Source organism: Mesorhizobium sp. M1307 (assembly GCF_040318155.1).
Classification (GTDB): Bacteria; Pseudomonadota; Alphaproteobacteria; order Rhizobiales; family Rhizobiaceae; genus Mesorhizobium.
In genome coordinates, this window is the sequence record NZ_JAMYLR010000001.1 from 636,151 (window position 1) to 660,756 (window position 24,606).

The 24,606-nt window shown below is 62.8% G+C and carries 22 protein-coding genes and 2 tRNA genes; 12 read left to right on the plus strand and 12 right to left on the minus strand.

Going from position 1 to position 24,606, the window contains the following annotated elements; all coding sequences use genetic code 11:
- Window positions 1–5 precede the first annotated feature (5 nt).
- The 6 genes from NKH16_RS03365 to NKH16_RS03390 all read right to left on the minus strand — a co-directional run bounded on the left by NKH16_RS03365 (window position 6) and on the right by NKH16_RS03390 (window position 6,637).
- Window positions 6–1,247 carry a cysteine desulfurase gene (locus tag NKH16_RS03365; RefSeq protein WP_023674689.1) on the minus strand — a complete coding sequence of 414 codons (1,242 nt, stop codon included), beginning with the start codon at window positions 1,245–1,247 and terminating at the stop codon, window positions 6–8.
- A gap of 37 nt (window positions 1,248–1,284) precedes the next feature.
- A complete protein-coding gene (gene sufD, locus NKH16_RS03370) occupies window positions 1,285–2,553 on the minus strand; it encodes a Fe-S cluster assembly protein SufD (protein ID WP_023674688.1) in 1,269 nt (422 codons plus the stop codon).
- Between the two features lie 43 nt (window positions 2,554–2,596).
- A complete protein-coding gene (gene sufC, locus NKH16_RS03375; RefSeq protein ID WP_352745713.1) occupies window positions 2,597–3,352 on the minus strand; it encodes a Fe-S cluster assembly ATPase SufC in 756 nt (251 codons plus the stop codon).
- 72 nt (window positions 3,353–3,424) lie between these two features.
- A complete protein-coding gene (locus NKH16_RS03380; RefSeq protein WP_352681965.1) occupies window positions 3,425–3,742 on the minus strand; it encodes a hypothetical protein in 318 nt (105 codons plus the stop codon).
- A 10-nt stretch (window positions 3,743–3,752) separates the two neighbouring features.
- Window positions 3,753–5,270, minus strand: a complete 1,518-nt coding sequence (gene sufB / locus NKH16_RS03385) for a Fe-S cluster assembly protein SufB (RefSeq protein ID WP_352745715.1) — start codon at window positions 5,268–5,270, stop codon at window positions 3,753–3,755.
- A gap of 188 nt (window positions 5,271–5,458) precedes the next feature.
- Window positions 5,459–6,637 (minus strand): cysteine desulfurase family protein, encoded by a 1,179-nt coding sequence (locus tag NKH16_RS03390; protein ID WP_352745717.1) that lies wholly within the window; start codon window positions 6,635–6,637, stop codon window positions 5,459–5,461.
- Between the two features lie 238 nt (window positions 6,638–6,875).
- Here NKH16_RS03390 and NKH16_RS03395 point away from each other — a divergent pair, with 238 nt between their 5' ends.
- The gene (locus NKH16_RS03395; protein ID WP_023674683.1) at window positions 6,876–7,550 is read left to right on the plus strand and encodes an alpha/beta hydrolase; all 675 of its coding nucleotides are present in this window, start codon (window positions 6,876–6,878) and stop codon (window positions 7,548–7,550) included.
- Window positions 7,551–7,556: 6 nt separating this feature from the next.
- The gene (locus NKH16_RS03400; protein ID WP_352449373.1) at window positions 7,557–8,207 is read left to right on the plus strand and encodes an FMN-binding negative transcriptional regulator; all 651 of its coding nucleotides are present in this window, start codon (window positions 7,557–7,559) and stop codon (window positions 8,205–8,207) included.
- Between the two features lie 40 nt (window positions 8,208–8,247).
- On the opposite strand, the gene NKH16_RS03405 is transcribed toward NKH16_RS03400, so the two are convergent.
- Both NKH16_RS03405 and NKH16_RS03410 read right to left on the minus strand, forming a co-directional pair.
- A complete protein-coding gene (locus NKH16_RS03405) occupies window positions 8,248–8,580 on the minus strand; it encodes a lipid-A-disaccharide synthase N-terminal domain-containing protein (protein WP_023717355.1) in 333 nt (110 codons plus the stop codon).
- Window positions 8,573–9,301: a glycosyltransferase family 2 protein gene (locus tag NKH16_RS03410; RefSeq protein ID WP_352449372.1), complete on the minus strand. Its 729-nt coding sequence runs from the start codon at window positions 9,299–9,301 to the stop codon at window positions 8,573–8,575. Before NKH16_RS03410 ends, NKH16_RS03405 begins: the two co-directional genes overlap by 8 nt.
- 379 nt (window positions 9,302–9,680) lie before the next feature.
- Here NKH16_RS03410 and tyrS point away from each other — a divergent pair, with 379 nt between their 5' ends.
- The gene (tyrS, locus tag NKH16_RS03415; RefSeq protein WP_352745720.1) at window positions 9,681–10,946 is read left to right on the plus strand and encodes a tyrosine--tRNA ligase; all 1,266 of its coding nucleotides are present in this window, start codon (window positions 9,681–9,683) and stop codon (window positions 10,944–10,946) included.
- A gap of 378 nt (window positions 10,947–11,324) precedes the next feature.
- Here tyrS and NKH16_RS03420 read toward each other — a convergent pair whose 3' ends face one another.
- Window positions 11,325–14,699, minus strand: a complete 3,375-nt coding sequence (locus NKH16_RS03420; RefSeq protein WP_352898354.1) for a hypothetical protein — start codon at window positions 14,697–14,699, stop codon at window positions 11,325–11,327.
- A gap of 96 nt (window positions 14,700–14,795) precedes the next feature.
- Here NKH16_RS03420 and NKH16_RS03425 point away from each other — a divergent pair, with 96 nt between their 5' ends.
- Entirely contained in the window at window positions 14,796–15,263 is a 468-nt protein-coding gene (locus NKH16_RS03425) for a peroxiredoxin (protein WP_352449369.1), read from the plus strand.
- Between the two features lie 138 nt (window positions 15,264–15,401).
- Window positions 15,402–16,694, plus strand: coding sequence for a M23 family metallopeptidase (locus NKH16_RS03430; protein WP_352898358.1), 1,293 nt, complete (start codon window positions 15,402–15,404; stop codon window positions 16,692–16,694).
- Between the two features lie 74 nt (window positions 16,695–16,768).
- Here the strand turns inward: NKH16_RS03430 and NKH16_RS03435 are convergent, their stop codons facing one another.
- Window positions 16,769–17,560, minus strand: a complete 792-nt coding sequence (locus tag NKH16_RS03435; protein WP_352898360.1) for an alpha/beta fold hydrolase — start codon at window positions 17,558–17,560, stop codon at window positions 16,769–16,771.
- Between the two features lie 313 nt (window positions 17,561–17,873).
- On the opposite strand from NKH16_RS03435, the gene NKH16_RS03440 reads away from it, so the two are divergent.
- From NKH16_RS03440 to NKH16_RS03465, 6 genes are all read left to right on the plus strand, one after another.
- Window positions 17,874–19,040, plus strand: coding sequence for an ROK family transcriptional regulator (locus NKH16_RS03440; protein WP_352619162.1), 1,167 nt, complete (start codon window positions 17,874–17,876; stop codon window positions 19,038–19,040).
- Window positions 19,037–19,801, plus strand: coding sequence for an ATP-binding cassette domain-containing protein (locus tag NKH16_RS03445; protein WP_352898362.1), 765 nt, complete (start codon window positions 19,037–19,039; stop codon window positions 19,799–19,801). The genes NKH16_RS03440 and NKH16_RS03445 overlap by 4 nt, the downstream gene beginning before the upstream one ends.
- A 39-nt stretch (window positions 19,802–19,840) precedes the next feature.
- Window positions 19,841–20,881, plus strand: a complete 1,041-nt coding sequence (locus tag NKH16_RS03450; RefSeq protein WP_352898363.1) for a sugar ABC transporter substrate-binding protein — start codon at window positions 19,841–19,843, stop codon at window positions 20,879–20,881.
- Between the two features lie 162 nt (window positions 20,882–21,043).
- Window positions 21,044–22,039 (plus strand): ABC transporter permease, encoded by a 996-nt coding sequence (locus NKH16_RS03455; RefSeq protein ID WP_352449360.1) that lies wholly within the window; start codon window positions 21,044–21,046, stop codon window positions 22,037–22,039.
- Window positions 22,036–22,806, plus strand: a complete 771-nt coding sequence (locus NKH16_RS03460; RefSeq protein WP_352745740.1) for an SDR family oxidoreductase — start codon at window positions 22,036–22,038, stop codon at window positions 22,804–22,806. The genes NKH16_RS03455 and NKH16_RS03460 overlap by 4 nt, the downstream gene beginning before the upstream one ends.
- The gene (locus NKH16_RS03465) at window positions 22,803–23,459 is read left to right on the plus strand and encodes a GNAT family N-acetyltransferase (RefSeq protein ID WP_352898366.1); all 657 of its coding nucleotides are present in this window, start codon (window positions 22,803–22,805) and stop codon (window positions 23,457–23,459) included. The genes NKH16_RS03460 and NKH16_RS03465 overlap by 4 nt, the downstream gene beginning before the upstream one ends.
- A gap of 200 nt (window positions 23,460–23,659) precedes the next feature.
- On the opposite strand, the gene NKH16_RS03470 is transcribed toward NKH16_RS03465, so the two are convergent.
- Both NKH16_RS03470 and NKH16_RS03475 read right to left on the minus strand, forming a co-directional pair.
- Window positions 23,660–24,133 (minus strand): hypothetical protein, encoded by a 474-nt coding sequence (locus NKH16_RS03470; RefSeq protein ID WP_352745746.1) that lies wholly within the window; start codon window positions 24,131–24,133, stop codon window positions 23,660–23,662.
- Between the two features lie 51 nt (window positions 24,134–24,184).
- Window positions 24,185–24,260, minus strand: a tRNA-Val gene (locus NKH16_RS03475).
- A gap of 217 nt (window positions 24,261–24,477) precedes the next feature.
- Between NKH16_RS03475 and NKH16_RS03480 the strand changes: the two genes are divergently transcribed.
- A tRNA-Asp gene (locus tag NKH16_RS03480) sits at window positions 24,478–24,554 on the plus strand.
- Window positions 24,555–24,606 lie beyond the last annotated feature (52 nt).

Genomic DNA, 24,606 nt, shown 5'->3' on the forward strand with positions numbered 1-24,606 from the left:
GATCGTCACCCGAAGAACTTGCGCGCTTTTTCCAGCGCATCGGCCAAAGCATCGACTTCGGCCCTGGTATTATACATGCCGAACGACGCCCTGCATGTGGATGTTACGCCGAAGCGTTTCAACAGCGGCTGGGCGCAATGCGTGCCGGCGCGCACCGCCACGCCCTGCCGGTCGATGACCATCGACACGTCATGGGCGTGGATGCCCTGCAGCTCGAACGAGATGATGGCGCCCTTGCCGGGCGCATCGCCGAAGATGCGCAGCGAGTTGATGGCGCGCAGTTTTTGATGCGCATAATCCTTCAGATCGGCCTCGTGCGCGGCGATGCGCTCGCGGCCGATCTTTTCCATGTATTCCAGCGCGGCACCAAGCCCGATTGCCTGCACGATCGGCGGCGTGCCGGCCTCGAAACGGTGCGGCGGGTCGTTGTAGGTGACGATGTCCTGCGTCACCTCCTCGATCATCTCGCCGCCGCCCATGAACGGGCGCATGCGCTCCAGAATATCCTTCTTGCCATAGAGCACGCCGATGCCCGACGGGCCATAGACCTTGTGGCCGGTGAAGACGAAGAAATCGCAGTCGAGGTCCTGCACGTCGATCGGCATGTGCACGGCGCTCTGGCTGCCGTCGACCAGCACCGGAATGCCCCGGGCATGCGCGATGCGCACAATCTCCTTGATCGGCGTCACCGTGCCCAGCGCATTCGACATGTGGGTTATGGCGACCAGTTTTGTCCGGTCGGTCAGCCGCATTTCGAATTCCTCGATGTGGAAGACGCCGAGATCGTCGACCGGTACCCAGACCAGCTTCGCGCCCTGCCGCTCGCGGATGAAATGCCACGGCACGATGTTGGAATGGTGCTCCATGATCGACAGCACGATCTCGTCGCCTTCGCCGATATTCGGCATCCCGAAACCATAGGCGACCGTGTTGATCGCCGCCGTGGTGTTCGAGGTGAAGACGATGTTGTCGGTGCTCGGCGCATTGAGGAAACGGCGCACCGTCTCGCGAGCCTTCTCATAGGCGTCGGTCGCGGCATTCGACAGGAAATGCAGGCCACGATGGACGTTGGCATATTCCTGGGAATAGGCGTGCTGGATAGCGTCGAGCACCGCCTGTGGCTTCTGCGCCGAGGCGCCATTGTCGAGATAGACCAGCGGTTTGCCGTAGACTTGCCGCGACAGGATCGGGAAGTCGCGGCGGATCGCCTCGACGTCGTAGGGGATGTTTTCGACTTTCTGGTCCATCTCGAAGTCCTTGCCGCGCTGCCGCGTTCCTTCCCCTTTACCCGTGCGCCACGAACCAGTTGTCGAGTCTCGCTTCCAGCGCCTCGACGATGGCCTCGTCGTCCAGTTCCTCGATCACCTCGGCGACGAAGGCCTTGACCAGCAGGCCGCGCGCGGTCTTCTCGTCGATGCCGCGCGCCATCAGGTAGAACAGATGGCTGTGGTCGATCTCGGTGACGGTCGCGCCATGGCCGCAGACGACGTCGTCGGCGAAGATTTCGAGCTCCGGCTTGGTCGAGAACTCGCCGTCATCCGACAGAAGCAGCGTGTTGCAGGCCATCTTGGCGTTGGTCTTCTGCGCATATTGGTGGACGTTGATGCGGCCCTGGAAGACGCCGCGCGCCTTGCCGGTCACCACGTTTCGGATGACTTCGGTCGAGGCTGTGTGCGGTACGGCGTGGTCGAGCACCATAGTGACATCGGTATGGGTATCGCCGGCGAGCAGATTGATGCCGCGCAAGGTGAATTCGGCGCCCTCGCCGGTCGTCTTCACAACGACCTCCTGCCGGACAAGCTTGCCGCCGGCATTCATGATGAACAGCGTCAGCTTCGAATTCTTGCCGAGATGCGCCTTGAACTGGGCAAGATGCGTTGCCGTATCCGGCTGCTCCTGCACGACCAGCCATGTCACTTCGGCGCCCTCGCCAAGCAAAAGCTGGCTGACCGAGCTGACCAGCGCCGCCCCCTCGCCTGCCTGGCGTTCGACGATGACAGCGTTGGCGCCGGCACCGACACGGACGGCCAGGCGTACATGCGTCTGTCCACCGGCCTGCAAATTCTGCAATTCGAGCGGCTTGTCCAGTTGGGCACCGTCGGCGATGTCGACGAAATAGCCGTCGGCGACAAAGGCGGTGTTGAGCGCGCCGATGGCATCGTCGCTGCCATAGGAATCCAGCCCCGGGGCGATGCTGCCGTCGGTCAGCTTCTCCGATAGACGCTGTACCGTGACGCCCTCGACAGCAGCCCATTTCGCGCTCGAAACGCCGTTCAGTACCGGCAAAACCGAGGAGCCTTCGACGATCGGCGCAATGGCTTTCGCGACCGCTGCCGGATCGAAGTCCGGCACCGAGGTCAGCAGCCGGCGCAGGTCCGTATAGTGCCAGGATTCGATGCGCCGCGTCGGCAGGCCGCCCTTGATCGCCTCGATGGCGTCGTCGCGCTTCAGCATCACCGCGCCGTCGCCGGGCAGCAGCGACAGCCGCTCGCCGAAGGCGTCGATCAGCGCCGTTTCGGCTAATGTCCGCTGGGGTGTCGTGTGCATATTCATCAGTATCGCCTTGTTTGGCTTGCCTTCCGGGCCCGCTTGCATCTCACGCGGCTTGCCCGATCACGCCGGCATAGCCATTGGCCTCGAGGTCGAGCGCCAGCGACTTGTCGCCCGACTTGATCACCTGGCCCCTGTAGAGCACGTGCACCGTATCCGGGACGATGTATTGGAGCAGGCGCTGGTAGTGGGTTATGACGACAATGGCCCTATCCGGCGAGCGCAGCGTGTTGACGCCGTCCGCGACGATCTTCAGCGCATCGATATCGAGTCCGGAATCGGTCTCGTCGAGGACACACAGCTTCGGCTCGAGCAGCTTCATCTGCAGGATCTCGGCGCGCTTCTTCTCGCCGCCGGAAAAGCCGACATTGAGCGGCCGCTTCAGCATCGCCATGTCCATGTTGAGCGAGGCGGCAGCTTCCTTTACGCGCTTGAGAAATTCCGGGATCTTCAGCGGTTCCTCGCCACGCGCCTTGCGCTGCTCGTTCATCGCCACTTTCAGGAATTCCATCGTCGCCACCCCCGGTATTTCCATCGGATACTGGAAAGCGAGAAAGATGCCGGCGGTAGCGCGCTCGGCCGGATCCATGTCGAGGATCGACTGGCCGTTATAGAGGATGTCGCCCTCGGTGACCTCATAGTCCTCGCGGCCGGCGAGGATATAGGACAGCGTCGATTTTCCCGAGCCGTTCGGGCCCATGATGGCGGCGACCTCGCCGGCCCTGACCGTCAGGTTCAGGCCGCGAATGATCTCGGTGCCGTCGTCGACGATACGGGCATGGAGGTTTTTTATCTCAAGCATTTTTTGCAGTCTTTCAGTCGTATTGGATCGTGGCGTTAGCCGCTGAATGAATGTGTTACGTCAATCTCGCCTTCATGGACTCGTGCCCTCCTCAGACCAGAGGCCGGACCCGTCAATAAAGCCGAGCGCTTCCTTCCCGCCGCAGCCGAACCGACGTTTTACCGAACGCCGCGCGTCCAAACGCGAAACGCCCGACGCCCGCTGACTGCTAAGAAATTTTTCAACTTCGTCAGATGTCACGACCAAATCACGAGCCGGCTGGAGTTCGAGCCCATACCGTCCGCGAATCTCCTTGATCGTCTTAATCGGGTCTTCCCCACGAGCATTCTGTTCGCGCACAAACTCCTGCGCGTCGGTATGTGGGGATACGTCTCTGTCAACAAGGTTCATGGCGACGTTACTACCCTACGCTCCCCTCAAGGCTGATCCCGATCAGCTTCTGCGCCTCGACGGCGAATTCCATCGGCAGCTGCTGGATGACGTCCTTGACGAAGCCGTTGACGATCAGCGCGATCGCCTCTTCTTCGGGGATGCCGCGCTGCATGACGTAGAACTTCTGGTCCTCTGAAATCTTCGAGGTGGTGGCCTCGTGCTCGAACTGCGCGGTCGAATTCTTGGCTTCCATGTAGGGCACGGTGTGTGCGCCGCACTGATCGCCGATCAGCAGCGAGTCGCAATTGGTGAAGTTGCGGGCGTTGGTTGCCTTGCGGTGCGCCGAGACCTGGCCGCGATAGGTGTTCTGCGAGTAGCCGGCGGCGATGCCCTTGGAGATGATGCGGCTCGACGTGTTCTTGCCGAGATGGATCATCTTGGTGCCGCTGTCGACCTGCTGGTAGCCGTTCGAGACGGCGATCGAATAGAACTCGCCGCTGGAATCGTCGCCGCGCAGGATGCAGCTCGGATATTTCCAGGTGATGGCCGAGCCGGTCTCGACCTGCGTCCACGAAATCTTCGAGCGATGGCCACGGCAGTCGCCGCGCTTGGTGACGAAATTATAGATGCCGCCCTTGCCCTCGGCGTCGCCGGGATACCAGTTCTGCACCGTCGAATATTTGATCTCGGCATCGTCGAGCGCGATCAGTTCGACCACCGCGGCGTGAAGCTGGTTCTCGTCGCGCTGCGGCGCCGTGCAGCCTTCGAGATAGGAGACGTAAGCCCCCTCCTCGGCGATGATCAGCGTGCGCTCGAACTGGCCGGTATTCTTCTCGTTCATGCGGAAATAGGTCGACAATTCCATCGGGCAGCGCACGCCCTTGGGCACGAAGACGAACGAACCGTCGGTGAACACGGCCGAATTCAGCGTTGCGTAGAAATTGTCGGAGGTCGGCACGACAGAACCGAGATATTTCTTCACCAGTTCCGGATGCTCGCGGATCGCTTCCGAGATCGAGCAGAAGATGACGCCGGCCTGCGCCAGCTCCTTCTTGAAAGTCGTGACGACGGAGACGGAATCGAACACCGCATCGACGGCGACGCGGCCCGACTTGTAGACGTTGTCGCTGGCTTCCTCGAGCTCCGAGGCATCGGTCTTCTGCACGCCGGCGAGGATTTCCTGTTCCCTGAGCGGAATGCCGAGCTTCTCATAGACCTTCAGCAGTTCGGGATCGACCTCGCTGAGCGAAGTCGGCCCCGGCGTGCTCTTGGGCGCGGCGTAATAGTGGAGGTCCTGGAAATCGATTTTGGGATAGTGGACGCGCGCCCATTTCGGCTCGTCCAGCGTCAGCCAGCGGCGATAGGCTTCCAGGCGCCATTCCAGCATCCAGGACGGCTCGTCCTTCTTCGCCGAAATGAAGCGGATAATGTCTTCGCTCAGGCCCTTGGGGGCCTTGTCCATCGCGATTTCGGTCTGGAATCCGTATTTATACTGGTCGACATCGATCTTTCGAACTCGATCGATCGTCTCCTGCACAGCAGGCATCAGCGTTCTCCATCCACGCCGGGGTCAAGGCCCGGCAGTTTTCAAACTATGGCACCGCAAACGAGCACCCATCAGGCACCCGAGGCGGCGTAAGTTTCATATAGTGCGTTCATGCCAGAAATTCACCCGGCCAAATTCGAACGCACGGCTCTACCAGGCCGCAAGGCCCTACATTTCGTCTGCCGCGCTCAGGCGGCTCGTTCCCTGCTTGCCTTTTCCTTACCGGCTTGGCGCGCGACGATCGTCGCCAGCGCCGAACGGAACAGCTCAATGTCTTCAGCGCTGGTCGCGTGGCCGATGGACACGCGCAACGCGCCGAGGCTGTCGCCATAACCCATGGCTTTCAGCACGTGACTCGGCCCTACTTTGCCCGACGAACAGGCCGATCCAGCCGACAGCGCCACACCGGCCAGGTCGAAGGCAATCTGCGCCGTCTCGGCCTTGATGCCGGCAATAGCGAAGAATGTCGTATTGGCAAGCCTTGGCGCGCCGGTCCCGAAGATTTCGGCGTCCGGAACAAGCGTTTTCACGATCGCCTCGATTTCGTCGCGACGCTGCCGCACCGTTTCGATCGTTTGCAAGCCGGCAGACGCCTCGCGCGCCGCCGCGCCAAACCCGGCGATCGCCGCCAGGTTTTCGGTGCCGCCGCGATGGCCTTTTTCCTGGCCACCGCCGCTGACCAGCGGTCTTGGCATCATCAGGTCCGAAGCCGCGACCATGGCGCCGACGCCCTTGGGGCCGCCGATCTTGTGCGAGGAAAGAAACAGATAATCACCGTAACCCGCTGACATATCGAGCGGAATGCGGCCGGCCGCCTGCACCGCATCGATAATCAGGATGCCACCCGCCGCCTTGACGATTTCGGCAATGCGGCCAACCGGCTGGATCACGCCGGTCTCGTTGTTGGCGGCGTGTATCGCCACCAGCGGCAAGCCTTCGGCCTTGTCATGCTGGGCGAGAGCCTCGGCCAAAACGTCGAGCCTGACGACGCCGTCGGTGTCGACGCCGATCCGTGTCACCTGCGCCGCTGGGAAACGCCCGCCGTTCAGCAGGCAAGGATGATCGGCCTCGGACACATAGAGCCGGCTCATACGGACAGCGCCGCGCCCCATTTGCCAGTCCGGCGTCAGCAGCGTCGAGGCCGCTTCCGTCGCGCCGGAGGTGAATACGACATGCTCGGCCCTGGCGTTGACCAGTCGCGCCACGTCGCGCCTGGCGTCCTCGATCAGCCGCCGTGCAGCGCGGCCCTCGGCATGAACCGAGGACGGGTTGGCGGCAACGTCGAGCGCAGCCACCACCGCCGCGCGCGCCGAGGCAAGCAGCGGCGCGCTGGCGTTGTAGTCGAGGTAGGCGCGTGCTCCGGCCATTTCCGTCCAACTGGTCCCTTCAAAAGCCGTTCCGCGAAGATAGCGCGTTATTTCCTTGAAATTGCAAGGCAAGACGTCCTATTTACGCGGCTTGCGGCGCGGGTGGCCGAGCCACAATTTTTGGCCGCCCAGTTTTGAACAATTCTAAACTAGCTTCTAGAAAGACGCTCGCCCTGCGTCAAGGCCAGAGGAAAAGTTGTTCCGGGCGCCGCGCAATTTATGCCAAGTGGAGTATTTCATGCCTGAGGTCATTTTCACCGGTCCTGCCGGCCGTCTGGAGGGTCGCTATCAGCCCTCGAAGGAAAAGAGCGCGCCGATTGCCATCGTCCTGCACCCGCACCCCCAGTTCGGCGGGACGATGAACAACAAGATCGTCTACGACCTCTTCTACATGTTCCAAAAGCGCAATTTCACCACGCTGCGCTTCAATTTCCGCGGCATCGGCCGCAGCCAGGGCGAGTTCGACCACGGCACCGGCGAATTGTCCGACGCCGCCGCGGCGCTCGACTGGGTGCAGTCGCTGCATCCGGATTCCAAGAGTTGCTGGGTTGCCGGCTATTCGTTCGGCTCGTGGATCGGCATGCAGCTTCTGATGCGCCGGCCGGAGATCGAGGGCTTCATCTCGGTCGCGCCGCAGCCCAATACCTATGATTTCTCGTTCCTGGCGCCATGCCCGTCGTCCGGCCTGATCATCCACGGCGACGCCGACAAGGTCGCGCCGCCCAAGGACGTGCAGGGCCTGGTCGACAAGCTGCACACGCAAAAGGGCATTACCATCACCCAGAAGACCTTGCCCGGCGCCAACCATTTCTTTGCCAACCATGCTGAGCTTCTGATCGAGGAATGCGCGGACTATCTCGATCGCCGGCTGGCCGGGGAACTGTCCGACCCACGGCCGAAGCGGCTGAGATAATCGGCGATGTACCAACCGCCTCACTTCCAGGAAACACGGCCGGACGTCCTGCACGGGCTGATCCGGGCGCATCCGCTTGGCCTGCTGGTCTCGAACGGCGCCGAGGGGCCGGTCGCCAACGCGATTCCTTTTCTTCTAGACGCGGATGTGCCGCCGAACGGCAGGCTGCGCGCCCATTTGGCCAAGGCCAATCCGCAATGGCGGCTTTTGGCCGACAATCCCCTGGCGCCGGTACTGGTCGTCTTCCAGGGCGCCGATGCCTATGTGACGCCGTCCTGGTACGAGACCAAGCGTGAAACCGGCAAGGTGGTACCGACCTGGAACTACGCCATCGTCCAGGTGCGCGGCAGCGTCACGGTGATCGAAGACCAGGATTGGCTGGCCGAGCAGATTTCGGATCTGACGATGTCGCAGGAGGGCAGCCGCGCGGCGCCATGGGCGGTAACCGACGCGCCGGCACCCTTCATCCAGTCACAGATCAAGGGCATCGTCGGCCTGGAGATCGAAATCACCGCAATCAGCGGCAAATGGAAAGTCAGCCAGAACCGCCCGGCCGCCGACCGCGTCGGTGTCGCCGAGGGGCTCGAGAGCGAGACTGCCGATTCGGCCGACATGGTCCGGCTGGTAAGATCCTACGGCGGGCTGGACGGCAAGTAATCTGGATTGCTTGCTCGACCGGTTCAGGCCGGTGGCGGGCTCAATCGACCTTGGTCATCGCCGCCTTGCGCTCGTTGGCGATCAGCCAGAGATTGCGGATATAGATCAGCAGGCCCATGGCCTGGCCGGCGATGAACACCGGATCCTGACGCTGGATGGCGTAGACCAGCAGCAGGCCGCCGCCGAACAGCGAAAAGAACCAGAAGGCGATCGGCACGACGCTGCGCTTGGCCTTTTCCGACGCCACCCACTGCACCAGAAAGCGCATGGTGAAGAAGAACTGGGCGACGAAGCCAAGCAGAACCCAGGCATCGAATTGCTTGACGAAAACATCGTGAAGCCAGGTCGCCAATTCCTGAAGCACGTTACCCATGCCTGATTTCCTCTACTTTGGGCATTCTGCGGCGCCTGCGGCGCAGCCACCAGACGCCGGCAAGATCGAGCACGCCCTGCAGGCCGCGATCGAAGATGCCGTAATTCGATTTGCCGTGACGGCGGGAGCGGTCGACGACATCGCAATGGACGACGCGGTAGCCCTCCTGGATGACCAGCGCCGGAACAAAGCGGTGGGTGCCGTCGAAGAACGGCAATTTCCGCAAAATGTCGGTGTAGATCGCCTTGAGGCCGCAGCCGGTATCCCGCGTCTCGTCGTGCAGGATGGCTTTTCTCAGCCCGTTGGCGAAACGCGACGCCAGTTGCTTGATCTTGCTGTCGCGGCGCTTCAGACGCTGTCCCTGCGCGGCCCCGACTTCGGGACCAGCCTGCCGCAACGCGTCGATCAACACTGGGATATAACCGGGGTCGTTCTGGCCGTCGCCGTCGATGGTGGCGACGATATCGCCGCGCGCCGCCCAGGCGCCCGAGCGCACCGAGAGCGACTGGCCGGCGGATTTTTCATGCCTGAGATGGCGCAGCGGAAACCGGCGAAGCGCTGCCTCTGCGGCAAGCACCGAAGGCGTTTCGTCGGTCGAGCCGTCGTCGACGACGATGACCTCGAAGTCGCGCCCGGCCATGGCGGTGCCGATCTCGTCGAGCAGAAGCGGCAGGTTCGCCGCCTCGTTCCGGCAAGGAATGACGATGGATATCTCCGGCATCTCGACTCTGTCATAGGATATGGCATTCGATCGATGCCGTGCGGTCCAGCGGATGAGACCCGTTGGCGGCGCCTCATTACGCCAGCCGAAACGATGACGCAAGCAGGCCGCACGCTTGGGGTTGTCCCTTCTCCCCTTGTGGGAGAAGGTGGCCGCGCGAAGCGCGGTCGGATGAGGGGTGTTCCAGCTTGGCAACGACGGCACTCCGTCCAACACCCCTCAACCGTCTTGGCGCTGCGCGCCAATCCACCCACAAGGGGAGAAGGCAAGAGGGTGTCGCAAAACCGGATTCCACTTTTGCTGATCGCGCTTGAGTGCTAAACGCCCGCCTTCATGCATAGCCGAGCCGCATTCGGCCGGAAGCTTTTCGGGAAAGAAAATGTCCGCCTTCAAATCCGATTTCCTGCGCACGATGGGCGAGCGCGGTTTCATCCACCAGACCTCCGACGATGCCGGCCTCGACCAGCTTTTCGCCACGGAAACGGTGAGCGCCTATATCGGCTTCGACGCCACCGCCAGGAGCCTGCATGCCGGGTCGCTGATCCAGATCATGATGCTTTACTGGCTGCAGCAGACCGGCCACCGGCCGATCGCGCTGATGGGCGGCGGCACCTCGATGATCGGCGATCCGTCGTTCAAGGACGAGGCGCGCAAGCTTTTGACGCCGCAGGACATCGAGGACAATCTCGCCGGCATCCGCCGCAACTTCACACCCTACCTCAAATTTGGCAGCGGCCCGAACGACGCCGTCATGATCAACAATGCCGACTGGCTGATGGACATCAACTACGTCAATTTCCTGCGCGATGTCGGCCGGCATTTTTCGGTTAACCGCATGCTGGCCTTCGATTCGGTCAAGCTCCGGCTGGATCGCGAGCAGTCGCTGTCGTTCCTCGAATTCAACTACATGATCCTGCAGGCCTACGACTTCGTCGAGCTCTACAAGCGCCTCGGCTGCCGGTTGCAGATGGGCGGCTCCGACCAGTGGGGCAACATCGTCAACGGCATCGATCTCGGCCATCGCATGGAAGGCGCGCAGCTTTATGCGCTGACGACGCCGCTGCTCACCACCTCCTCAGGCGCCAAGATGGGCAAGTCGGCCTCGGGCGCGGTCTGGCTCGATGCGGAGATGCTGAGCCCGTACGAGTTCTGGCAATACTGGCGCAACACCGAGGATGCCGACGTCGGCCGTTTCCTGAAGCTCTACACGACCCTGCCACTCGCCGAAGTCGCACGCCTCGAACGGCTCGGCGGCTCGGAGATCAACGAAGCCAAGAAGATCCTCGCCACCGAAATCACCGCCATGCTGCATGGCCGCGAGGCGGCGGAGGAGGCAGCTAGGACGGCAGAAGCGCTTTTCGAAAGAGGTCAGTCAACCGAGTCATTGCCGACAGTAACCATCGACAAAGGACAGGATGACAAATGGCAATTTGGCAGGTCGAATGCAGCAATTGCCGTCGCGTCGGGACTTGTGCCGTCCAATTCGGAAGCTCGGCGCAAGATGGCGGAAGGTGCTCTACGAATCAATGACAGGGTCGTCACCGACCCGAACGAAATTGTCTTGTGGACCGACCTGTACGAAAACACCGGAGCATTCAAAGTTCAGTTGGGAAAGAAGAAGGTCATTCTGGTACGGCCGGTCTGACCTCTGCTGAGGCTCAGGTGAGACCGAGCCGGCGACGGGCACAAGCAATGGATCGCTGCATTCCTCGGCAACTGTAACGGCATGGATCCTAGGGTCTCCGCGACGTCGCTTCGCTCCTGCTGCGCCCTAGGATGACGAAGGCATGGTGGCTCAAGGCTAGTCGCGGATGTCGGAGAGCGAGGCGGTCGCGTGGCGGCCGATGGCAAACGCGACCTTCGAGATTGGCTGAAGTCTCCCCTCGCTTCGTCATCCTAGGGCGAAGCAGGAGCGAAGCGACGTCGCGGAGACCCTAGGATCCATGCCGTTACCTCTAGGCGGTGCTACGCTGAACAGCACTTCACCCGGCCTTTTTGGCGCCACCCGCCTACCCTACCCGCCTCAGCGATACTCGAAGATCGACCGGAAAATCCCGGGCGCTATCACCGATAGCGGATTTACCTCCAGGTTCGGCTTGTTGGCGTTGCCCTTGAGCCTGTAGGTGACGCCGATCAGGCCGCGGTCGCGGCCGTTGCCGAGCAGTGCGCCGATCAGCGGCAGTTCGCCGAAGATGCGGTTTACGCCGTAGGCCGGCATGAACGTGCCGGTCATGTCCATATTGTTGTTCTGGTCGTAGAGCGTGCCCTGGAAGGTGGTGCCGATGCGCGAGCCGCGCAGCACGCCGTTGCGCAGCTTGAGATAGCCGCTGCCCTTATCGATCTCGCTGAAACCGCGCTCGAACTTCACCCTCGACGTGTCGAGATTGCCTTTGACCGCCTCGTTGAGGCTGCGGTTGTCGCCAGCCGGCGTCGTCGACACGATCGAGGCGAGCTTCGGCTCGTTGACGATAAAGAAGTTCTTGGCGTCGACCTGGCCTTTCATCGGACCGTCGCCGGCGCCGGTGAGCGCCAGCGTGATCGAGCCGCCTTCCATATGCTCGTAGATGTTGAGGAAGCGCAGTATGGCGCCGGCGTCGGCCGACTTCATGTTGAGCGTGCGCAGGCCGCCGCCGGTCGTGTTGCTGATGGTGATGGCGGCTCCCGAACTTGCCGTGGCGCTCACCTTGAGCCCGTTCACCCGGGACCCTGCGGCGCTGTAGTCGAGTTTCAGATTCGACAGCACCTCGTCGTGGAAGCCGGTCAGGGAGCTGACGTCGGCGCTGACCGAGATCGCATCGACGCCGGTGGTCTTGGTGGCGGTATCGACATCGGACGTGAATTGCTTGATCAGCGAGCGTGCGTCCAGCGCGCTGCCGCTGACCTCGACCGCATAGGCCTTGCCCGACCGCTTCACCGAGACGGCGACGTCGTCGCCCCTGTTCAAGGTGACCTTGCTGAACCGGGCCGAGGACAAGGCGCCCTTGACCAGCACCGCGCTGCCGTCGATGGAAAAGGTCTTGCCATCGAGTTCGAAATTGGAGAGCGTCGTGGTGTCGCCGGTCTTCGCCATGGCGAAGACGACCTTGGCGGGAATGCCAGGCCCCTTGCTCCAGCCGGCCCAGGGGATGTCCAGCCTGGCATTGGTCAGGTCGGCCGACACGTTCTGGTTGCCGGTGCCACTCTTGTCGATCGCCACCTTGATGGTTCCGGAAAGCAGCGTCGACAGGCCAGGCATGGCGGTGGCGCGCGTCTTGTCGTCGAGCACCAGCGCCACTTTACGACTGCGCGGCGGGCCGCCATCCCTGAGCGGCTCGATCAGGTCGAGCTCGGCCGGAATGCCGTTGAGCAGCGCCTTCGCCGAGATCACCGCCCGGTCGGGCGCGACCGTGATCGAGCCGTCGGCATGGCTGACTGTCTGGCCCTCGAACGGCTTGCCCAGCGACAGGTCCTTGTAGTCGAGCGCCACCAGCCAATCGAGTTTGGACGAGTCGACACCGGACTGCAGCGGAATATCAGCCTTGACGTGGCCGGTCACCGTGCCGGACAGGTCGTCCGGCAGCAGGCCGACATGGCGCATGGCATTGATCGGGTCAAAGGATGCCAGCTCGGCGATTGCCGGCGCCTCGCCGGCGACATCGATGTCGAGCGCGCCGATCACCGGCGGATGGTTCGCCGCCTTGACGGTGAGCGTGCTGTTGCTCGCCGCCACCGTGCGGCCGCTCGGCATATAGACGCTGCCCGACGACAGCGCGACGTCGACGTCGTTGCCGTGGAAGCCGACGACGCCAACGGCATCGCGGATCGGCGGAATGCGGCCGGCCGTGTCGAAGCGCGATCCTTCGACCTGGAATCGGCCGAACACTTCATCGGCGGAAAGCGGCACGCCGTTGCCGAGCCGTCCGGGCACGACCTGGAACTGCAGGCTGCCATCGACGACGCGGCCGCCGAACAGGTTCTTAAGCACCCACAGCCTGGCATTGCGCGCCGAAAACCATGGCCATAATTGCTTGACGTGCGAGACCGGCATGTCGTGGACATTGAGCGCGACCGATATGCCCGGCGCCTGGTTGGCGACGAATGAAACCGAAGCCGTGCCCAGCACTTCGCTGCCCGGTCCGGACCGGACGCCGATCTGCTCGGCGACCAGCTTTTGGCTGGTCGGCTGGTAGACGCCGGCGATACGGGCAATGAAGCTGAGTGCCGGCTCCGGCGAATCGGAAGGCGCCAGGGTCGAACCGTCGCTGGTCAGGTCGTAACGATAGGATGGCTCCTCGCCCGCTGCGCCGGTAGCCGGCTTCGGCCCGATCGAACCGGCGAAATCGAAGGTCGAGCGGCCGGTTTTCACCAGCAAACTGTCGACCTGGATTTTGTTCGACCCGGCGACGAGTGTTGCATCGAGATCGATGTCGGCCGGAAGCAGGCCGCGCGAACCGAGATCGAGCACCGATCCGGTCAGTGACAGGGCAGCGGTCAGCCGCGAACCGTTGTCGCCGGTCCCTTCCGACCCCGCCAGCTTCAAGGCGATCGCACCCAATTTGCCGCCTGCCGCAGTGTCGGCGTCCGCTGCCTGGATGCTGGCGTCCAGCGTGGTGATGCGTCGCGTCGCCGGATCGCGGGTGGCGGAAGCGGCGATGGTAAGCGCCCTACCGTCGACATCCGCGTCGGATGAAAACTCCATGCTTCCCGGTCCCGACTGCGAGACGGAGGCGTCGGCGATGGTGACCGACTTGACCGATCCGGTCTCGGGCAGTGCCAGCTCGACGTTGCGCAGATCGATCTGGCGCACCGAATCCTCGCGCACCGCATCGAGCGCGCGGTTGAGGTTGGCGAAGACGGCGGCGGAAAGTTTTTCCGGATCGATGAGGCCGTCCTGGTTGCGCAGCCCGGCCGCCCAGTCGCCGCCGGACGGCATTGCCGCCATGACGATGTGCGCGTCGGAAATCCGGGCGCTGGTCAGCCGTACCTCGCCCGAAAGCAACGGGATCAGCCGGATGCCGAAGCGGACCCGGCCGGCATCGGCCATCGGTTTTCCGTCGGCGGTCTTGAGGCTGACGTCGCTGACCTGCAGCGCAATGAAGCTCGACCCGTCAAGCGTCAGCCGTGCCGGCCCGACGGCAACGTCGACATCGAAGCCGGCCAATTTCTCGATTGCCGCTTCGGCTTCCGCGCGAAGCCGCTCCGAGCCGAAGCCGGACACGCCGATCGCGTAGACGCCGGCGGCAGCCAGCAGCACAAGGGCGACAAGGCCGGCAAACAGCCGCGCCATCAAACGGACGCCGCGACCGATCGACGCCTGGCCGAGCGGCGGGACGCGGCACGCGGACGGAAAGGTTCCGAGGTCGGTGATCTCGTCACGCCTGAACCTGATCTTCTCGTGCTGCGGTAGCTCCTGATCCACGCAATCTTCCGTTGAAACGAATTCGATCGTGGACGAATCCCCGCTCGACATTATATCGGTGCAGCCTGGCGCGTAACCTCAAACAAGGGCATCGGTATGGCTGACCTCGACGTGGGCGATGTTGCGCCGCAGTTCGATCTTCCGCGCGACGGCGGCGGTTCACTCAGCCTCGCCGTATTGCTGGGAAAACCCATCGTACTCTATTTCTACCCACAGGACGACACCACAAGCTGCACCAACGAGGCGATCGGCTTTTCGCAGTTGAAGCCGGAGTTCGAAAAGGCCGGCGCTGTCGTCATCGGGCTCTCGCCGGACAGCGTCAAGAAACACGACAAATTCAAGGCGAAATACGATCTGAGCGTCAACCTTGTCGCCGACGAAGAGCGCAAAGTGATCGAGGCTTACCATTTGTGGGTGGAAAAGAAGCTCTACGGCCGCACCTATATGGGCGTCGAGCGGGCGACGTTCCTGATAGGCCGGGACGGACGCATCGCCAGGATCTGGCGCAACGTCCGCGTCAAGGGGCACGCCGAAGAGGTGCTGGAGGCGGTTCACGCCCTTTGAGATCTGCGCCAGGCCGCTGCAATTCGATGCCCGTTTTGCGCGAAGACCTTTGGTTGTCGTTCGATCCGGCAAAACTTTGTTAACCCTAATAATGTGTAATCAGGCTCGTCGTTGGTGTCGTAACGAAAGCTTGGTCCCGTGAACGTAGCCAGTCAGTCAGCGGTCTTCGGCAGACGCAAAGAGCCCCACACGGTCATCATCGCCCGGGGCGACCAGATAAGGCATTTCACCATACGCCCGTGGCTTGCAGCATTTTGCGGCTCGGCGCTGGCGGCGATCGTCATCGGCTACCTGCTGGCGACCTCCTATCTGGTGCTGCGCGACGATCTGATCGGCGCCACGACGGCGCGGCAGGCGCGCATGCAGCAGGCCTACGAAGACCGCATCTCGGCACTGCGCAGCCAGGTCGACCGCATCACTAGCCGCCAGCTACTCGATCAGCAGCTGATGGAAACCAAGGTCAGCGAGCTGCTGGAACGGCAGAGCCAGCTCAGCCTGCGTCACGGCCGTCTCGGCCCGATCCTCGAACGAGCCGAAAACGAGGTCGCAACGCCGCCCGTTCCGGCGGCAAAGCCGGACGAACATGCGGACGCGACCGGCAGCATCCAGCCGACGGCCTATTCCGTCGCCAGCCTTGCCGCCCCCCTTGCCGCTCCTGTGGGCGTTGACGACACCAGGCCGTTCTCGCTGTGGTCGACCCGCGCCGATCCGCTACCGAGCGAAAGCGCGGCCGACCGGGCAGACAAGCTCTTCGTTTCGATCAACAATTCGCTGAAGGCCATCGAGAGCCAGCAGCTCACCCGCATCGCCACACTTGCCGACAATGCCTACAAGAGCGCCGACGCGATCTCGCAGGCGCTCGAGGCCGCCGGCCTGCCGGTCGATAGCGAATTCGAAAAGAGCGACGTCGGCGGGCCGCTGATACCGCTCGACAGCTCGTTGGTTTTCGACAGCAAGGTCAAGGAGTTGGACGAGGCTCTTGACGCGCTGGATCATCTTAAAAAGGAAGCGCGCCGGCTGCCGCTCGCCAACCCCGCCCCCGGCCGCAGCGTTACCAGCCCATTCGGCGTGCGCACCGACCCCATCCTCGGCACGGCCGCCTTGCATTCCGGCATGGATTTCAGGGCGCCGATCGGTATGCCAGCCAAGGTCACGGCAGCCGGCGTTGTCGTCAAGGCCGGCTGGAACGGCGGCTACGGCCGCATGATCGAGGTCGACCACGGCAACGGTTTTGTTACGCGTTACGGGCATCTTAGCGAAATCGACGTCGCCGTCGGCCAGAAGCTCGATGCCGGAGACATCATCGGCAAGACCGGCAACAGCGGCCGCTCGACCGGCCCGCATCTGCATTACGAGGTCCGCCACAACGGCGAGGCAATCGATCCGCTGCGGTTTCTGACGGTCGGCAAGAAGGTCGAGCGGTATCTGTAGAGCCGGCGATTCATTCGGCGTGAAGCCTGTCGCGCGGCCAACCGCCCGCCTGGCAATATAAAGAATGGATCGCTTCAGCCCTCAGCAGCAGCCATGAACGCGCCGAGCCGCCGGTTGAACGGCTCACCGGTCTGCTGAACGCTGTGCCCCGCGCCGACGATCACGGCACGATCGGCACCAAGCACGTTTTCGAGCACATCGCAGACGGCGTCGAATGCTGCGCTGTGCCCGCCGGATACCACCAGTTTCGGGAACGGCGCATCGGCAAGTTGCCGAAGCGGAATTTCGGCCTCCCATGGCCCGCGTTCGACGACGAGCATGGCCGCGCCTTGCGCGAGTGGGGGCGGCAGCGGGTCTGGCAATTGTATCGCCGAGCCGACCAGATGGAGGAACTGGCGCAAGAAAAGCGCGGGATCGTCGCGGGGTCCGCTTTGCCAGTGGGTCTTCAGGCGCGTCACGAGTTCGTTGACGGCAACATCCCCGCGCGCAAGGTCAAAGGCCGGCGGCTCGATCACCGTGAGCGAACGGATTGCTCGCGGGCGCATCGCTGCTGCAAGAAGAGAGATGACGCCGCCATAGGAATGCCCGACCAGATGGACGCGGCTTTCGTCCCAGAGGTCATGCGTCCGATCGAGGAATCCGGCAACCAGTCTGGCGTCGACGACGAAATCCTCGCGTTCGGCAGGGGAACTTGATCCGTATCCGGGCCGGTCGACCACAACCAGCTTCCAGCGCTCCGCAAGCGGTAGCTGCGCGGACCATGTCATCATGCCGTTCGTGACGCTGCCGTGGACGAACAGAACCGGCGGCCCGTCGCCCCGCACCTCATAGCCGAGATCAATCCCGTCGAGGGTCAGCTTCGGCATCGCATCTCCTCCCGCAGACCGACGAGAGCAAGTATGCTCCCTGCAACGGAAAGGCGCAACGAACTCCGATCCCTGGCCGGCTCACAGCCGGGTTCCGAAATGGGCTTCAGGGCGCTGATCGGAATGCCGGCCAAGGTCATGCCTGGCGTCCCGTCCAGCCGGTGTCGCTTCATACTGGAAAGGTGGCCCATCCGCCGGCGGGCACGAATTCGCCGGCGTTAGAAGGACCTTGGCCACAGGCGAATTATTTTTGAATTCCATTTGACTGAATAAATCTTTAGTGCCAGTCTGGCCTCTCTCGGGGGCACAAGGCATGGCATTGCGCGGGACCAATCAGGAGTTCGGGCGGCCGTATAACCGGCGGATCGTGCTCGAATCCATCCGCCTTCACGGGCCGATCGCCCGCGGCGATATTGCCAGGCGGGTCGGACTCACCGTGCAGACGGTGTCGACCATCGTTCGCGAGCTGGAAGAGCACGGTTACGTGCTGTCGCTGCGCGAAGAGCCCAAGGGGCGCGGCCTGCCACCGGCAACGCTGCGCATCAATCCGGAAGGCGGCTATGCCGTCGGCATCCACGTCACCCCGCTGGGCATCAATGCCGCCCTGATCAACCTAAGCGGCGATGTTATCGAGAGCACCTACCGCGAAGCTCCAAATGCAACGCCCGACCACGCTTTCGAGCTGATCGGCGCCATGGTGCTCGAATTGACGGCATTGCGGCCCGGTGGCCGCGTTCTCGGCATCGGCATGGCGCTACCCGGACCGTTCGGCGTGGAGTCCATGAGCTTTGTCGGGCCGACCACCATGACCGGCTGGAAGGATGTGGCGCTGCGCGAGCGGCTGGCCGCCTCGACCGGACTGCCGGCCTTTTTCGAAACCGATATGGCGGCGGCTGCTATCGGCGAGCGCCTCTACGGTCTCGGAACGGCATATTCCGAGTATTACTATCTTTATTTCGGCGTCGGTCTCGGCGGCGTCATGGTGCATGACGGGGCGGCATTGCGCGGCGCCTGGGGAAACGCCGGTGAAATCGGCCACATTCCCGCGGTGCCGGGCGGCGAGCCCTGCCCGTGCGGCAATCGCGGCTGCCTCGAACGGTATCTCTCGCTCGAGGCGCTGCGGCGCCGCAACATCGCCGACGCCGAGTGGGTGAGCGAGATTGCGCCGATCTTCCGCAACGCCGTCACCATCATCGAAAACCTGTTCGATCCCGAAACCATCATCCTCGGCGGGCTTGCCTCCACCGACCTGCTCGAAAGGCTTGCCGGCGCGGCCGCGCACCTGCCCAACTCGGTGTCGGCGCGAAGCGACCGCACGACGCCCCGCGTCAGCGTCGCGCGCGGCGGCCAGCATGCCGTGTTGCGCGGCGCCGCCGCGCTTGCCGTTTCGGGGGTGCTTTCGCCGCGCTTCGGCCAGATCTTCACCGCCGAGCGCGAACGCGGGCGAGATCTCTTGCATAACAAAGGGATCGCGGCATGAGCGAACCGCTGCTGGTGCTCGACAACGTCGCCAAGAATTACGGCGCCATCGAAGCGCTGAAAGGCATCAGCTTTTCGATCGACAAGGGCGAAGTGGTGGCGCTTCTTGGCGACAACGGCGCCGGCAAATCGACGCTGGTCAAGATCATTGCCGGCGGCCTGGAGCCGACCTCCGGCCGCATGCTGTTCGAAGGCAAGGAATTCCTCGCCAAATCCCCCGCCGAGGCCAAGGCCGCGGGGATCGAGACGGTCTACCAGGACCTGTCGCTTTGCACCAATGTCGACGTGGTCGCCAATTTCTTCATGGGCCGCGAGATCACCAGGAAGGTTCTCGGCATTCCGGTGCTCGACGAGCGCGCCATGGAGCAGGTGGTGCAAAAGGCGCTGGCCAGCGCCGGCACCCGCATTCCCTCGCTTCGCACCAATGTCGAGCACCTCTCGGGCGGTCAGCGGCAGGCCATCGAGCTCAACCGATTCGTGCATTTTGGCGGCAAGCTGGTGCTTCTCGACGAGCCGTTCGCGGCACTCGGCGTCGAACAGACGCGGCGCGGCCTCGACATGATCCGCCAGGTGGCGAGCCAGGGCATCGGCGTCGTCATCATCACCCATATCATGCAACAGGCCTTCCAGGTCGCCGACCGGATCGTGGTGATCCGGCAAGGCGTCGTGGCGGGCGACGTCGCACGCAACAAAACAAGTCCCGACGCGGTGATCAAAATGATCACCGGAGAGACGCTCGCCGGTGCCGGACCGGCAAGCTGAGGGACATATGAGGGGTCCGGCGCAAGAGGAGCGAACGACATGAAGAAAATACTTCTTTCCGTCTTCGGTATCCTGGCACTGGCCTTTGCCACGCTCACGCCGGCATTAGCCCAGTCCAAGGGCACCGTCTACTACATGGTGCCGACATTGCTCGATGAGTTCCAGACCGGCTCGGTGAGCGCGCTGGAATTGTTCCTGAAGCAGGTCGGCTACGAGATGAAGACGCTGAACGCCGACAACAAGACCGACGCTCAGCAATCCCAGATGAACGACGTCATCGCGCTGAAGCCGTCGGCGATCATCCTAGCCGCCGTCGATTTCAATGCGCTGAAACCGTCGATCGAGGCCGCCCGTGCCGCCGGCATCCCGGTCGTCGAGTTCGACCGCCAGATCACCTCGACCCCGTCCGACTTTACCTCGGTGGCCGGAACCGTCGAGATCGGCTACGTCGCCGCCGATCAGGCGCAAAAGCTCCTGACCGCGAAAAACGGCTCGGTGAACGGCAAGATCCTGCAGGTGCTCGGCGATCCGGGCGACCCCTACACGCTCGATATCCAGAAGGGTTTCGAGGAGAAGATGAAGGCGTTCCCGGACGTCAAGATCATCTCGCTGCCGGCCATGCAATGGGAGGCCAGCAACGCCGGCACCATCGTTGCCGACCAGATGCTCGCCAATCCCGACATCGACCTGATCTTCAGCCATGCCGCGCATCTTTCGGTCGCTGCCGTCGCCTCGCTCGAGGCTGCCGGCAAAAAACCGGGCGACGTCATGCTGATGAGTTCGAACGGCGCTCCGGTCGGCCTCGACCTGATCCGCAAGGGCTGGCTCAACGTCGAAGTCGAGCAGCCGCTCTACGCCCAGGCCGCGGCCGTCGCCATGTTCATGGACAAGGTGGTCAACAAGCAGGAGATCAAGCCCGGCGAATACGACGTGCTCGGCCTGAAGTCGACCGTGACCAAGGAAGCCTGGGGGCCAAACATCAAGATCCCCGGCGCTGCGATCACCAAGGAAAATGTCGATAACCCGGCCTTCTGGGGCAACATGAAGCCGCCGACCGAAACCATAAAGCCGGTCGAATAGCAACTCGCCAAACGCTCCGGGCCACAGGCCCGGAGCCTTAGCCCTGCAGCTGTGCGCGTTAGAACGGACGCGCACGGGAATGCTGCAGTAATTTTCAACCGCGCCTGATCTTTCCGAAGAACCGAGTGGTTTTTTGGGCTGACGCGCCAACCGGATCCGCAGATGAACCCCCGCACGCGCCAAACCCTCGAGTTCATCCTCGACAATCTCGTCTGGTTCATGCTGGTCTTCGTGCTGGTGGTCTTTTCCATCCTCATCCCCAACTATTTTCAGCTCGGCATCTTCGCCAACATTATCGAGGCCTCGAGCGTGCTCGGCGTCATGTCGATCGGCCTGGCGCTGGTCATCATCGCCGGCCATATGGACCTGTCGGTCGAATCGGTGGCGGCGCTCAGCGCCATGGCGGTCGGCATCCTGTTCTGCTCGTCGGGCATCGGCCTTGGCATCCAGTTGCAGCCGCAATGGCTGATGGTTCCCGTTTCGCTGCTCATCGCGCTTGCCGTCGGCGGCCTCATCGGCGCCATCAACGGCTACCTGGTGGTCAAGGTGAAGATGAGCGCCTTCATCATCACGCTGGCCTCCTACATCTGGGTGCGCGGCCTCGTGCTGGTCATCTCCGGCGGCCGCTCGGCGCAGGACCTTGCGCCGGCAATCCGCTGGTTCGGCATCCAGCGTCTGGGCGGCCTGCCGCTGACTGCCTGGATCGCCATTGCGTGCTTCGTGGTGTTCTCGCTGATCATGGCCAAGACGCCCTTCGGCAGGCACCTGGTCATGATCGGCGGCAACGAGACGGCGACCTTTCGCGCCGGCATCCGCGTCAACCGCAACCTGGTCATAGCCTTCGTTCTCGCCGGCGCCATCGCCGGCCTTGCCGGCTGGCTGCTGGCGATCCGCACCTCCGGCGCGACAGCTAATCTCGGGGTCGGCCTGTTGTTCAATGCCTTCGCCGCGGTCGTCATCGGCGGCGTCAGCCTGAAGGGCGGCGTCGGCACCTTGCCCGGCGTCTATGCCGGCGTGCTGCTGCTTTCGGCCATCAATACGGCGATCAATTTGATGGGTCTGCCGGCCAACTTCACCCAGGTGATCCATGGCCTGCTCGTCCTCGCCGCGGTGCTGCTCGACGCCTTCAAGCAAACCATCCGCCAGAGGCTGGCATGACCGGCCGTCTGGAAGACAAAGTCGCGCTGATCGTCGGCAGCGCACGTGGCATCGGCAAGGGCATCGCACAGCGTTTTGCCGAAGAGGGCGCGAAGCTTGTGCTCGCCGACACCGAGGCCGAGGCCGGGCAAGCGACTGCGGACGAGCTCGGTGCCGCCTTCATACGCACCGACATCTCGCAGATGGCCGATGCGCAGGCCGCTGTTGCACTGGCGCTCGACCGTCACGACCGGCTCGACATCATGGTGCAGAATGCCGGCATCTATCCCTGGCAATTGCTGGAAAACACCAGTCCCGACGACTGGGACCGGGTCATGGCGGTGAATTTGCGTGGCAGCTTCATCGCAGCGCGCGCAGCGCTCGTTCCGATGAAGGCACAGCACTTTGGCCGCATGCTGTTCACCTCCTCGATCACCGGCCCGCATGTCACCAGCCCCGGCCACGGCCATTATTCGGCGACCAAGGCCGGCATCAACGGCCTGATCCGTTCGGCTGCGCTCGAATTCTCCGGCTATGGCATTACAGTCAACGGCGTCGAGCCCGGCAACATCCTCACCGAAGGCATAGAGCTGCATCGCGGGGCCGCCTTCATCAAGAACATGGAAGACGCCATCCCGCTCGGCCGCCTCGGCAGCCCGCGCGACGTGGCCAATGCCTTCCTGTTCCTGGCCTCTGACGATGCCAGCTACATCACGGGCACGACCATCATCGTCGACGGCGGACAGCTTTTGCCCGAGGGCAAGGATTTCCGGCTGCTGCCGCCATGATCCTCGATTTCGGCGGCGGTTTCTTCCTGCGCCGGGCGACCACCGCCGATCATGCAGCGCTTGCGATGATCTGTCTCGAGACCGGCGATGCCGGCAAGGACGCCAGCGGCCGCGAGGACGACCCGGACCTGCTCGGCCTCCTCTACACCATTCCCTACCAGGTGCTCGAACCCGAGCTGGCCTTCATTATCGATAGTCCCGCAGGTGCGGCCGGCTACCTGCTTGGCGCGGCCGGTACGGGCGCTTTCAATGCCAGCCTGGCATCAGACTGGTATCCCGATCTTCAGCGGCGCGTGGCAGACCCCGGACCCGACAGCTCGCGCTGGCGCGGCAGCGACTGGGCGCGGCATCGGGTCCATCATCCCGATTTCGCTGTTCCGCCTGCGCTGACCGCCTATCCGTCGCATGGCCATATCGACCTGTTGCCGCAAGCGCGCGGGAAAGGCATCGGCCGGCGCGCGATGGCCTTCCTCGAGCAGGGGCTTGCCGCGAGCGGCTCGACCGGCATCCACCTCGAAGTCATGCCGGAGAACGATGGTGCGCTAAGGTTCTACAAGGCGATTGGATTTGAGGTGGTGCAGGACGCTGATTCATCAAAGCGTTGTGTTTATGTGGCGAAACGGATTGCTCACGCTCCGGCGATTGCAGGCTGATCTGCGACAAGCCAATCGCCTAAGTTGCAAAGAACCGGGAGGCCTATGGAAGTACAATGCTGCCGTTCTGCAGCAGCCAGTTGCCCGCGTGAACACCTTTGCCGCGGGAACGAAACCTTCGTCGCGTGCTCCACCGCAGACACGAAAGTCACCAGCATCAACACGGTGCGGGGCTAATCCGAGTGTTGGCGGAGCGTCTACTAGTTCAGTATGGGCGGCAGGGGAACATCCGCGACCGTTCCCCCGGCCACAATCGAGAGCACATAAAGCAGATAAATGGCTAATACCAACAGGGCGAGGAATGAACCGCTGGCAAAGACTCCTGCAACCGCGGCGTCGGGATAAGCTTCGACTTGTTCTTTCTTGAAGGTGTCTTCTTCGTTACGGGTTGTCTTCACAACCCGTTCGCCTGGAAGCCGGTTTTTTTCAGCTTCCTTCGATATCTTATCCGCGAGATCTCCTGCGATCACGGGATCGTCCGGAAGATGACTCGCAAGCCATCCAGGAATATTTTCGCTCCCGCCCATGCCCATACGCAATTGAGATACTGCAAGTTGTAGCTTTCGGCAATCGTTTCCCTCATGAGAGGCAAGCAGATCAGACTTAAGTCCCTGCGGAAAGACAGTTTGAATCAGACCAAAGTCCGAGTAGCACAGCGGTCGGATGCGTCTCACCTGGGCGATCAGCTTGAGCGGTGTAGCCCAAACTGAACACATCGAGGAAAATGGTGGGCGATGACGGGCTCGAACCGCCGACATCTTCGGTGTAAACGAAGCGCTCTACCAACTGAGCTAATCGCCCGCCCCGGGCCGGACCTTTAAGCAGTTAGGATCGGCTTCGCAAGGCCAAATGAGCGGCGAGTGGCTTGGCCGGGAGCCGGTTTCGGCAACAAAGTTCGGCTTATCAAAAAACCTTCTCCTGTTTGCCGTTATGCTGTCCGGGTCCGCTTGACACCCGGTGGCTTACCCCTTATCCACCGCCCCAACGACGAACACGGCTGACACGTGCTCGTCCATGCGCGGGTGTAGCTCAGTTGGTTAGAGTGCCGGCCTGTCACGCCGGAGGTCGCGGGTTCGAGCCCCGTCACTCGCGCCATTTCTCCTTTGGGGTCACGTCCCCTTGATGCCGGAGAAATGTCGACGTTGAT